A 12,331-nucleotide genomic window follows, 5' to 3' on the forward strand; every position below is an offset into this window, starting at 1 on the left:
TTTAAATTAGTTGGTTGGATAAGAAACAACCGGGGCATAAAATTTCCCCATTAGAGACCATTGAGCAGGTGCCGCAATATTTAACCAATTGTAGATTAACACCGGAATATCGACACCATTTGGAACAGCTTTAAAAGCCGCCTCGGATATAGCTGGAGAGAGATTTGGAGAAATATCGGCATAATTTGTCCAATTGGCTGCCCCTACTAAATTCATTGCAGGAGCTTTACCTAAGGCATCATTCAATACATTACCAACACCTTCACTGGTTTTAAAATAAGCTACTAAATTATTGTAATATGGATCAGTAATTGGTGTTAACGGCGTTTTTTTACTGGCTGCAATGATATCGGCATTTGGAATAGCTATATTGTAAACCGCAAATTCGGTTATAAAACAATCAACATTAGTATATTTTCCAAATTGTAAAGGTGATGGGCTATTTAAATTTCCATTGCCTGCAGTTAGGCCTAAATTAGCAGTTTGCGCAGGTATACCATCAACAAACATACTTGCAGTATGGGTTGCACCATTATTAAAAAATCTTACCGCAACAGCATGCCATTTTCCATCATCAAGCTTTTGAGATGTTGGCCCCTTTGCCTGGCTATTACCCGTAGTTCCTGTGAAACTCGCGTTAAAACTAATAATACCACCATCATCTTTGATAAAGGCCCATCCAGGTACTCCTCCGGTAATTCCGTTGGTAAGGCCTCTTTTTTGAAGAATTGCGCAGTAACCTGAATTACCAGCACTTCCATCCCAGCGGATGTTAAAACGAATTGTAGCCTCTATATTTGTACCTAAATTTAAAAAATTGGCGTCGCTTTGTACCGCACCATTGGTTGCGTTAAACTTTGCGCCAACTCCTGCATAGGGCAGGTTAGTTACATCAGGCTTATTTATGGCATTCGGTTTAAATTTAGGGTTATAAAAAGCTACAAAAGTATTACGCGAATCGTCTGCATAAATATTCGAACCTGGTGCACCACCTGAAGTTGCAGCACCACCTTTGTTTGAAGCTACCACTACTAACCAGCTTTCCTGCGCATAGGTTTTTCTAGCCCTTAAAGCAGTCAAAATTTCTCCTACATAACCATCTAGTGTATTAATTGCGGTTGTATATGCTGTTGTAGACCCTGTATAGCCGTTCGCCATACCTGCCACTTCTGCACTGTGGAATTGTGCCACCAGTAATGAAGGATTACCAGCTCCTAGCTCAGCAATAACAGCAGTTTTAACTGCGGCATCATCGGCCAGGGTTTGTTTAACAGTAGCATCAGCGGCCAGATTATCGTTAAATGCAGCTGTTGAAGCTAAAGAAACTGTCCTTACATTTCCCAAACTTGATTTTATTCCACTAAATAACGTTGGTGTGGTTTGTAAATTCAACCCTGTAAAAGCTTCAGTGCTTACATTGTGTTTGGTATAATCAACGCCGGTAAGCATAGTAGTCCATGCTGCTGCGTTGGTGATGGTGTTACGCTGATAATCAGCAACGCCATCATAAGAAAATATGGCATTGTTGGTAATTTGTGTCAGGTTGGCTGGTGCTAAACTGCTCACTACTGAACCTTTTACACCATCTAGTATAATGTATAACACTTTTTTTGAATTGTTGCCTAAGCCAAGTGTATCGTTTCTGAACGATTTAGGCAAAACATTATCAAAATTTTTATTGCAGGCCGAGTGGAGTAAAATAAACCCTAAAAGGAATGCTGCACTTATCGTTTTTATGTTAAAAACTGATCTTATATTTTTTTTCATATCTATAAAATTAAAGTGTACAGTTAATTAGAAATGACTAGCCTAAGTACGTTATGTGGCAGCATAGAGTTAAATCTAAAAATATCACCAACTAAAATAACCTGCGAACCATTGGTTACCGGGGTTTCAATCATATCGTAAACTCTACCCTGAAAACCACCTGTATTGTTGTAGCCAACAGCTAACTGTCCGTTGGCTTCCAATATCATAAAGCCCTGACGTAAATAATCGGCATATTTATTGAATGAACCAGCAACTATTATTTTACCATTGTTAAGCTGAGCAGCGAAAGTGGCAATACCACCTGTAATAGTCGAGCCGTTAAAAGTACTAACTACAGACCCGTTTGAATTTAACAAAGCTATGCCGGAAGAGGCTTTTCCGTTATACATACTAAAGTTACCACTGACTACAATTTTATCGGTTGTAGCATTATATCTGATCGAATAAATATCGCCATCAGCTCCATTACCAGCACTAAAAGACTGATCTACAGAACCATCTAAATTTAAACGTACAATCCGGTTAGCTGTTACACCGTTAAACGATGTAAACGATCCAACCAAAATAAGTTTTCCATCTGTCTGCATCATGGCATCGATAATCCCCCCGTTTCCAGCCGCAGCACTTTGGCGGGTATTCTTATTATAATGGAAGGTAGAATCCATAGTTCCATCTGCATTAACCCGCACCATTTGTTTCATTTTGGTTATATCATATACCTTCTCATCGTAACTGGAATTTGGATAATACATTCTTCTGAAATTCTGAAAATTACCCACGATATAAATCTGCTCGCCATAAATAAATGTTTTTCTTACAAAACCATCTACACCAGCATTGAAGGCTGCTACAGTATCACCATTTTTCCAGGTTTCGCCTGGTTTAGGATTAACAATAGGCACCAATGAATTGCCCTGAGCATCTTTATCTGCTGTTTTGATGGTATCTAAAGTACCATTTGCATTTAACCGGGCAATATTGCTAAGTGTTTGTCGGTTAGTACGGTAAGAGTTATACGAAGAGAAACTGCCAGCAATTATAAATTTACCATTTTGAGAACCACTTGATATTCTGTTAATTGAGGTTATAATTCCAAAGCCTCCGGCAACTCCTTTCCCAAAGTTAATATCGTTGGTAATATAAGCCCCGTCGGCATCTACCTGAACTATACCTCCATTAGGTGTTAATAATGACCCTTTCTGCTCAAAAGTAGTAAATCCGCCAGTAAGCCAAAACCTGCCCGAAGGTAGTTTTTCGGCATCGTAAACTGTATTTATACCGAATGCAGAAACTGAACTGGCACCATTTACAATTTTAAAGGTAGGATCTACTGCTACTTTTCCACCAACTTTAACAATTGGCCCGAAAAAACTTTGTCCCTGTGAAGTAATCCAAACACTGCCGGTACTGGCCGTTAAAGGAACCTTAAACTGAATTGTACTGTCGGTATAATTCAATACTTCGGCTTCGATCTCATTCACATAAAGCTTAAAGTTATCTTTATACTTCATTAATCCATTTACCTGAAGGTTTAGGGTTGAGCCAGCGGTTACGATATCTGGGTCGGTAGTTTTTGAGATAAAAGTTATACCCAATACCTGTTTCCCACCAGCGTAAGGATCATCGGCCAGTCCCTTGCTTTTTTCGCAAGAAACCATCAGACTAACAAGGCAAATTACCATTGCTACCAATAAGCCTGTTCTATATTTTATGTTTGTTAACATGTATCTATTAATTAATATAAATAAATAATTAGCTATGGTGTAGGCGGTAAAATGCCCGCTGCAACTACCTGATCGATGAAAGTATCGGTATTAAAACCGAGGTTATGTTTAATTTTGGTTAATACATGCAACACGCCATTTGTAGTCTGGATATCGGACGTGGCCACCGGATTATTTTGCAGCGCTACCTGCGGATTTGATAAATCCGGAATATAGGCCAAAAATAACTGACGGTAACCTGCGTATTTCACCCCTCCTGCATCGCTAAAAATTGCACCAACATTCATGATACGTCCATTATAGGAAGTATAATTCTGACCGGGAAAAGCAATGTATGAAAGCGTATCTCTTTGCGGATAATCTTTTAACAAGTTGGAACCCTTAAAAATATATTGTGAAAGGGTGTTTCTCCATACTTCGGGTTTTATCTGGCTAAGTTGCGATACGGTATCTTTCCCATTTATTCTCAAATACTCGTTCAATCTTTTAATACTTTTAAAAACCGAACCGCTTGGTGGTGCAAAAAAGGTTACATTTTCTTTATCCAGCACATCATTCATACCTGCCAGATTAATCACTGTTAAAGTACTGTCAAAGAAAGGTTTCTTTGATTTCATATACTGCAAACTGCTTCCATTAAACTTTGGATCGTGCACGCCTGTATCAAAATAGTATTTTTTGCAACTTGCAAGCATGAAGAGCACGCTGGCCATTACCAATAAAAATGCTTTATTTATGTTTTGTATTTTCATCTTCTTAATTCCAAAAATTATTACCTATCAAATATGGATTAGCCGTACGCTCAGCGCTACTGATGAGTAAAGGCCAGGTCCACGCACCGTTGTTAAAGTTAGACACACTGATTACCGCTTTAGAGTAATCAGTACTTATAGCTCTTTTTGTGCGTACGAGATCGAAAAAGAACTGACCTTCGCCAATTAATTCGCGGCACCGTTCTTTGTAAATATCATTTTTCAATTCCTCGCCGTTTGAGATTAATAAGGGGGCTGCTGCAGCAACTCTAACCTGGTTAGCGTAAGTCTTCGCAGTAACATCATCACCAAGTTCTGCCGCAGCCTCTGCCGCTAATAATAACGCATCGGGCAAACGGAAAATAATTGCGCTATCATCACTATTTACAGTTAAACTTGCCCCTGATCCGGTTGAATATACATTTATGAATTTTTTAAACTGAAAGGTGTTATTTCCGGCATCGTAATTTTCGAACCAGGTGCTTATCCTTGCATCGGGCACACCGGCAGGGAACAGTTTATTGATGTAATCTTTTTCATATGCCATAAAACTGGTGGTTTTAGTTGTAGCACCACGAACAGGGTAATGAGAAAAGAAATATGAATAATTGGAAAAGCTTGAGAATATCTCGCCATAATTGTAATCCTGCAAAATACTAAATAAGTTTTCGCTCGAACGCCCTTTAAAAATCCGTTTGGTATTTTCTACAGTAACTGGCAACACCGTATAATTTTTATAAGTGGCCATCTCTTCTCCAAGTGCCAACACTGCCTTATAATAACCAGTCTTATCTCCGGTATCCCAGGCAGCTGCCCACATATTTAAATGCATCAATAAAGCTACTGCACTTGCTTTAGTTGGTCTTATACCAACTAAAGAAGCATCTGTATATGATTCGGGAAGATCGTTCTTTGCAGCATTCATATCTGCAATACATTTTTTCATTACTTCAACCTGAGGGCTTCGTGGCAACGCTTTACTATTATAAGCTTCGGTATAGTAAATGGCATCGCCAAATAGTTTGCAGATAAACATGTAACTTAAATTACGCGTAAATACTGCTTCGGCTTTATACCTTTTTCTCTCGCTATCTGATAGGTTGTTACCAGGAACATTATCTACCTCATAATACAGGATATTGCTGGCAGCAATAATATCGTACCAGGCTTTCCAATCCATAATCCCCCTTAATCTGCCATCATAAGTGGTACTGCCATTCACAGCAGCCTTTAAGTTATTGGCTATTAAGTTATTGAAAACATTGTTTCCGTTATTATCAATTGTACCAACTGTTGTTACGAAATTCGCACGAACGTCGAGCGCTGGCATAATCACACTCGAGCCTATTTTATTTCTCAACCTGGAATAAATACCGTTGGTAAAACCTTCTACATCCTTTTTGGTTTGCCAAAAATTGTTTCCAGATAATGCATCAATAGGTTCTACATTAAGAAACTTCTTACACCCTGGGGCTACGAATAATAGTAAAGTAGCCATTAGTAAATATTTTATATTTTTCGCTTTCATCATATCCGATTTAAAATTCAATATTTAAGCCTAATGCAAATTGTTTTGAAATTGGGTAACCTCCAGAGTCATCTCTTCCTAAAGAGGTAACATTTTCTGGATTTGGGCCTGAGTAACGGGTTATAAAACCTAAGTTAGAAGCAGTTAGGTTAACACTTACTCTGTTCATACCATATTTTTGTGTGAATTTTTGATTAAACATGTAGTACACTTTTACTGAGTTTAATTTAAAATACGATCCATCTTCCTGAAACAGGGTTTGATTAGATCTATATGGATCTAATAGTTTTGCCCTAACAAAATCTAATGGGTTACCATACATGGCCATATCGCCCGGCGCTGCCCAATAGCTATATTCAGAAAGCGGAACCAAACCACCTATTTCACCTTTGTCATTACCCAGCGGAGTGTTGAAACGGGCAAACTGAGCTGCCAAACTGTTATTTAAGATATCGCGCTTAAGTGTAAAAGATGTATTAACCTCCAAACTCCAGTTCTTATACTGAAACAACGAGGTAAAACCACCTGTAATTTGCGGTTGCGAGTTACCTGCTATTACCCTATCATATTCGTTTAATACATAGTTACCGTCTAAATCAGTAAAAATAGGATCTCCGGCTTTGAAATAATTTAATTTACCATTGGCACCTACACGGTATGGTAAACCAGTAAGCGGATCAACCGGAACCTGAGCATTGGTACTGTAAACACCTTTCGTATTGTACAGGTAATTAGATAGTGAATTGATACCCAAACGATAATAAGTATCCTGACCTAAAGCTGCATCGTAATAAATTTGTTCTCTTAATCCATCAGGCAATGCTGCCAAAATCTCTCTATTAATCGCCAAATTCGCACTTAAAGCTAATTTGAACGGACTGGTAGCGTTTAACGGGCGGCTTGTTGCCTGAAACTCCCATCCGTAGTTAACATTACTAATTTCTGTAGAACCAATTTTATCAAATGAATTAGCAACAGATAGCTTTTTTTCTCTGAAAATGTTGTCTGTTTGTTTATAATAAGCATCCATTGACAAACTGAATTTTCCATTTAAGATACCAACATCAAAACCTGCATTATAAGTTGTGGCTTTTGTTGGCTCTAAAGTTAAGTTTGGCAGAAACTCTAAATCTGATATTACAGTATTGCTATTGTTATAGCGACCGCCGCCAGAATACTTACCATATGCCTGATAAATATTACCATTTGGTGTAATATTGGAACCATAACTTAAACGAATATCACCATAATCCAAAAATTTCAAATTGCTTAAAAATGCTTCTCTATCAAAGTTCCATTTTACTGCTATCGCAGGGTTTTTCTTGTAACCGGCATTTGGTCCATTGGTAGAAAGTCCATCCACACGATAGTTAAGGTCGATTACATATTTCTGCTTATAGTTATAAGAGAAAGCACCGGCAAAAGCAATACTTCTTAAATCGGTATAACCAATTGTTCCCCCTTTTGAAGTCAGATAATCGGTCATATTGGTTAACGGCCCTCTTAACTGATCGTTTACTACGCGATCGTTCAATATTGCATCCGATTTAAAGAAAGAAGCTCTTAGCTCAGAGAAGGCAAAAACTGAAAAGTTGTGTGCATCTTCGCCAGCCTCTTTTAATGAATATACATACGAAAGTTGATTACGGTTGTATAAAGTAGTAGCCCTATCATTATAGGTATAGTACTCTGCCTGGTTTGAATTTAATGCCGCCGGTGAAAAATTATCTTTTGTACTCGATTTTCCGGTATAGCTTAAATAAGAACCCAATTTTAAATTCGGTACAATTTCGTACTCTCCATTTAGGGTTGCAGTAGTGTTTAATACCTTATTATCGTTATCGGTAGTTAGTGCCCCCAGTACTGCATCAACAGATGAGTAGAGCGAGGGGGCTGGCAGTAAGGAAGACGAGCTTCCTCCTTTCGCAATCCCAGCGTTCTGGAGTCCGTTCCCACTTCCCGTTTGCTGATTTTGTATAGAGTTATTTAACTGCCCTTCGAGTTTAAACTTTCGACTAGGTGCATAAATCATATTCATGTTCAGGTTATAACGAGAATAACCTGTATTCTGTTGAATACCTTTTTCATCGTAAATTCCTAAGGCTACTTTATAGTTAAACTTGGTATCGCCACCAGAAATATTTAAATTGTGGTTTTGGTTAAAAGTGGGTCGATAAAAATAAGACTGCCAATCTGTTGAGTTATTGTAATAGGCATTTAAACTATCAGATAAAAATGGTGTAGAGTTTATTAAATCGATGGCATGATTATAAGCTGTATCATAACGTAAAATCTGATCAACTCTTAACAAACGCTCACCTTTACCACCAATAACTGAACGCAATTGCGGAACGGTTGACATAAAGGCTGAACCATTATAACGCACTACCGGAACTTTTGAATTACCGCGCTTAGTGGTAATTAAAATTACACCATATGCTCCCCTTGAGCCATATAGGGCTGTAGCGGCAGCATCTTTTAATACTGTAATATCTTCAACATCCTCTGGTGGAATTTGAGAAGCTGGCGAAACACCAGGGCCTGCTTGTTGAAAACCATATGAGTAATCGGTATTATCATCTACCGGTACACCATCAATTACAAATAATGGCGACGTAGGTGTTAAGAAAGAAGAACTTCCAGAACCCGAAACATTGATATTAGATATACCACGTATGGTTACGCTACCTCTAAAACCAGGAGAACCTGTATTGTTTTGAATATTTAAACCTGCCACCTTACCTTGTAATAGCGACATTACATCACTGGCTGGTTGTCCCTGGATATCTTTTCCGGAAATGGTTACAGCAGAGCCGGTCATCAATGTTTTTGTTTTGGTTTGATAACCAGCTGTAACTGTTACCTCTTTTAAGGTTTTATTATCGACCCCCATGGTAACCGAAATATTGGTACGGTTGTTTACTTTAACTGTGATAGGTTCGTAACCTACATAGCTAAAGGTTAAAGAACCGTTGTTAGCTACCGTTACCCTAAATTTACCGTTATTATCGGTAATACCTAACGAACTGCCTCCGCTGGTAACACTAACTCCGGGTATCGTTTCTTTTGATTTTGATGAGCCATCAATAACTGTCCCTGTTACAACAATGCGTTGCTGGGCAATAGCTAAATTCTGGAAACCAAAAATCAATAAAATAACTATGGTGTAAAAATACTTCATTGGAAATATGTTTTGTTTTAGTTTATACTGTTCCATTAATCATTATCAAATTTTGGTTTATCACGCTTAAACCAGAAAGTGATTTCCCAATCTCCTTTTTGGTAAATATTAAAGTTGAAGGACAGGAAACACTTTTGCTGGATATTACCAAATGCCTGCCTGTTAAACCTGAAAACAACACTGGCCTGATCTCCTGACAGCGTAGTGTACTTAGTTGGATAAGCACTGCAAGGTATTGGATAAGCCACCTCGTATTTTACCTTACCAGCATCTTTAACCATGTTAAAACCATGTACCAAATTAGCCCAATCGGTAGCGGCAAACTTATTCGGATCAATTGGATTAGATAATGTATCTGCGAATTTGAAAGTGAGACTGTTACCATTTCCTACTTTTTTAAACAGAACCTGCACATCATCTCTGGTATTGAGTAACTGTCCGCGTTCGCCTGTGATAAATACACTGGTAGGATTAACCGATACTGAGGTACCTTGTCCTGTTATAGGATCTAAATTTGATGGCTCATAGGGACGCTCACGCAAAGGGCGCAAACGGAAATTCTGATAGTACTTTCTACCTCCTGAATTTGACATTTCTACATCAAAAACGTATCCCGAGTCTGGCTGCGCCTTTACCATATTCGAATTGGCTGCAGCCCACATCATAAACTCACCAGAGTGTGGTCTTACTTCGAATAACGGATGGTTTTCTATAGTACGTTTCGCTTCGATCGCTGCAAGCGATTTCTCTGTCCCATCGTAAGCAGTTTTCCAAACGGTTACAGGGTAGTTGTTGGTTAACTCTGGTGCCGGCTCCCCATTAAAGGTGCGCATATTTACAATTTTAAAATCCAACGGACGGCTGGAATTCCCATATTGAAAATTATTGGCAAACAAAGTATTTCTACCTAAAACCGGTTGATATAAATATTGGGTGTACTGAGAATCGTTGGCTATTGATAAACGTTCATCAGGTAAATTCTTTTTACATGCCGATAAGGCTATGCTACCCATTACCAGAATTAAGCATATACGCAATAGATTTATTTTATTTTTCATCATCACTTTTTAATTGTTCAATCTGTATGTGAATTCGTCAAAACCAAAATTGTGTATTGGTGTAAGGATATTGATAATTGCATTGTTGGTTTTAATGTTAACCGCGTTGGTTGTTGTTGTTACCCAGGTATTGGAAAAGATAGAACCATAGGTATCGCTAAAATTAAGTGATGCGGGGCCTCCGCCAACATAACCTGCCGAGCTTAATTTTACATATTTAACATGCATCTGATAGTCGATTACAATGTTTTTAAGTAACATTCCATCTGCATTATTGATGTATGCATCCGTAGTTCTATCGCCTCTGATGATGTATTTGCATAACATTACGGCCAATTGAAGCGGATCTGCATTTGACAAATAAACGGGTGCTTTGCCCTGGTTTTTACGCACTAAGTTTAGGTACTTCTCTGCTGCCTCAAAATTTTTGTTTACCGGGGCAAAAAGTGTTACTTTTTGATTTGTTAAGGAGTCTTTCAGGAATGGATAGCGATCTAAAGCCAACAACAAGGAATCAAAGGTGCCTTTAGGCTGGGCCTTTAAATAATCCATTGCAGAACCATTGAAGGTTTGCTGTGTATTTACATAATCATGATAAGGCGTAACATCTTTCTTGCAGGCAGTAAAGAATAAGCCAATAAGCCCCAAAAGAAAAAATGTGCTCTTTTTATATAATAAATTTTTCATTCTAAATCTGATTAGGTTAATGGTTACCAGTATGGATTTTGGGTAATTGATGAATTGGCATTAATTACATCTTGTGATACTGGCCAATAAATACCTCCGGCAGCCTCAAACTCCTTAAACGTCATCGACTTACCACCTTTGGTTGCAAAAACAGTTTGCGGGTTTTTAATTCTATTGTAGCGTACAATATCGTACCATCTCCAGCCTTCGCCCATTAACTCCCTTCTACGCTCCTGAAAAATTGCAGCAACTAAATCTGGTGTGCTGGTGGTAAAACCAAAGCCTCTTAATAAACAGGCCCTGTTCAGCGCATTAAGTGCCTGATCGTTCTGCCCTAAAACAGCTAGTGCCTCAGCCCTTAATAAGGTAATTTCTTCCATGCGGCTAAATACCATAGATGAACTGAATAAGGTAACATTACCCGAAGTGTTGGATGGATAGATTACCTTTATTTTATTAAAGATTGGACGTTCAGATTCAAAACCATAGAAATAATTCGTTCTCAATAAACCTGTTATTGGATCTCTGCTGAACCTTAAATCAAATGGAACTGAAAATGCCTTGATGATGGTATCTTTAGAAACAAACATTTCTGGCTGTGATTTCGGGATAAATGGATAAGCCAGCGTTAATTGCTCAATGTGGCCGTTGGCAGTTGATAAACCATTACCAGCTTCAAAAGGGAAACCCACCATAAGGTTTGCTCTTTTGTATGCAAACGGGCTATAGTTGTTCTGATTTTCCGTTAGCGCATTCATATCAATATAATCCAACGGGTTAGCGCCATCTACAAAATATTGGGTAGATTGATTGTCCAAAACAAATTTAGAATAGTTGGCCACATCGATATAGTTACCTTGCCATGCAGCAATGTGTGCTAAAATGATATAAGCTGATAAGCGTGTAAAAACGATGCCATTCCATGAAGGCCAGTTTGCGCCATAATATAAGCCTGGCATAATCGGATCGGTACCACCATATCTAAAAGGTACAACCTTAGCCGCAGCCAACAATTCGTTGGTAGCAAATGCCAGTACTTTTTGTTGTGATGTTCTGGCCAGTTGTACAAATTCACCATCGTGAGAAGAGGTAAGCAAAGGCACATCGCCCCAAATTCTGCTCATATAAAAATAAGCAAAAGCCCTAAGCATTCTGGCCTGTGCAACATCTACATCAAAATTTATTTGGGTATAACGTGGATCTAAACTTTTAATCTCTTTTGCCCGCTCTATAAAAAGGCTTGCCGCATTTATGGCTGCATAAAATCTTCTCCAGTTGGTTAATCTGTTAATTACCGGGTAAGAAGCATTAAGCTGCCCATTCACAACTGCCTTTAAATCGGCACGATTGGTAATAGTAAAATCACCTTGTCTTAAATCGCCCATGATCCAGTGGCCGTTATCAGCTACAGTAGCCGAACGAAGTAAACCATATACCGATAGCAGATTGGCTTTGGCATCTTCTAAGGTTTTCCAGTTGGTTTCTTCGGTAGATAATCTTGTCGATTGTACATCGTCAATCTTTTTACAAGAAAAGTTTCCAAAGCCAATTAGTAATACCAAAATTGCAGCTGCAGTTTTGTAAAACCTATTTTCTTTATTGATTATATCATTCATATTAATTGTATAATT

8 protein-coding genes are annotated in these 12,331 nt (G+C 38.3%); all 8 read right to left on the reverse strand.

Annotated elements, in window-relative coordinates; all coding sequences use genetic code 11:
• Positions 1 to 6 precede the first annotated feature (6 nt).
• Genes DBR40_RS25845 through DBR40_RS25880 form a run of 8 tightly spaced genes read right to left on the reverse strand, consistent with a single transcriptional unit; the run spans position 7 to position 12,316 of the window.
• A complete protein-coding gene (locus tag DBR40_RS25845) occupies positions 7 to 1,767 on the reverse strand; it encodes a LamG domain-containing protein (RefSeq protein WP_124562622.1) in 1,761 nt (586 codons plus the stop codon).
• Between the two features lie 23 nt (positions 1,768 to 1,790).
• Positions 1,791 to 3,494 (reverse strand): DUF5008 domain-containing protein, encoded by a 1,704-nt coding sequence (locus tag DBR40_RS25850; RefSeq protein ID WP_124562623.1) that lies wholly within the window; start codon positions 3,492 to 3,494, stop codon positions 1,791 to 1,793.
• Positions 3,495 to 3,526: 32 nt separating this feature from the next.
• Positions 3,527 to 4,246 carry a fasciclin domain-containing protein gene (locus tag DBR40_RS25855; RefSeq protein ID WP_124562624.1) on the reverse strand — a complete coding sequence of 240 codons (720 nt, stop codon included), beginning with the start codon at positions 4,244 to 4,246 and terminating at the stop codon, positions 3,527 to 3,529.
• 4 nt (positions 4,247 to 4,250) lie between these two features.
• Positions 4,251 to 5,744, reverse strand: a complete 1,494-nt coding sequence (locus tag DBR40_RS25860) for a RagB/SusD family nutrient uptake outer membrane protein (protein ID WP_158674143.1) — start codon at positions 5,742 to 5,744, stop codon at positions 4,251 to 4,253.
• A 40-nt stretch (positions 5,745 to 5,784) separates the two neighbouring features.
• Positions 5,785 to 8,955, reverse strand: a complete 3,171-nt coding sequence (locus tag DBR40_RS25865; RefSeq protein WP_124562626.1) for a SusC/RagA family TonB-linked outer membrane protein — start codon at positions 8,953 to 8,955, stop codon at positions 5,785 to 5,787.
• 35 nt (positions 8,956 to 8,990) lie between these two features.
• Positions 8,991 to 10,013: a DUF5007 domain-containing protein gene (locus tag DBR40_RS25870; protein ID WP_233603992.1), complete on the reverse strand. Its 1,023-nt coding sequence runs from the start codon at positions 10,011 to 10,013 to the stop codon at positions 8,991 to 8,993.
• 9 nt (positions 10,014 to 10,022) lie between these two features.
• Complete coding sequence (locus DBR40_RS25875) at positions 10,023 to 10,700, reverse strand: hypothetical protein (RefSeq protein ID WP_124562628.1); 678 nt, start codon at positions 10,698 to 10,700, stop codon at positions 10,023 to 10,025.
• Positions 10,701 to 10,723: 23 nt separating this feature from the next.
• Positions 10,724 to 12,316 carry a RagB/SusD family nutrient uptake outer membrane protein gene (locus DBR40_RS25880; protein WP_124562629.1) on the reverse strand — a complete coding sequence of 531 codons (1,593 nt, stop codon included), beginning with the start codon at positions 12,314 to 12,316 and terminating at the stop codon, positions 10,724 to 10,726.
• Positions 12,317 to 12,331: the final 15 nt, after the last annotated feature.

The organism is Pedobacter sp. KBW01, assembly GCF_003852395.1.
In the GTDB taxonomy this organism is placed as follows: Bacteria; Bacteroidota; Bacteroidia; order Sphingobacteriales; family Sphingobacteriaceae; genus Pedobacter.

Bases quoted from the DNA above. Each gene is read 5' to 3' on its own strand.
- DBR40_RS25845 (WP_124562622.1), bottom strand. From the start codon at position 1,767: ATGAAAAAAAATATAAGATCAGTTTTTAACATAAAAACGATAAGTGCA.
- DBR40_RS25850 (WP_124562623.1), bottom strand. From the start codon at position 3,494: ATGTTAACAAACATAAAATATAGAACAGGCTTATTGGTAGCAATGGTA.
- DBR40_RS25855 (WP_124562624.1), bottom strand. From the start codon at position 4,246: ATGAAAATACAAAACATAAATAAAGCATTTTTATTGGTAATGGCCAGC.
- DBR40_RS25860 (WP_158674143.1), bottom strand. From the start codon at position 5,744: ATGGCTACTTTACTATTATTCGTAGCCCCAGGGTGTAAGAAGTTTCTT.
- DBR40_RS25865 (WP_124562626.1), bottom strand. From the start codon at position 8,955: ATGAAGTATTTTTACACCATAGTTATTTTATTGATTTTTGGTTTCCAG.
- DBR40_RS25870 (WP_233603992.1), bottom strand. From the start codon at position 10,013: ATGAAAAATAAAATAAATCTATTGCGTATATGCTTAATTCTGGTAATG.
- DBR40_RS25875 (WP_124562628.1), bottom strand. From the start codon at position 10,700: ATGAAAAATTTATTATATAAAAAGAGCACATTTTTTCTTTTGGGGCTT.
- DBR40_RS25880 (WP_124562629.1), bottom strand. From the start codon at position 12,316: ATGAATGATATAATCAATAAAGAAAATAGGTTTTACAAAACTGCAGCT.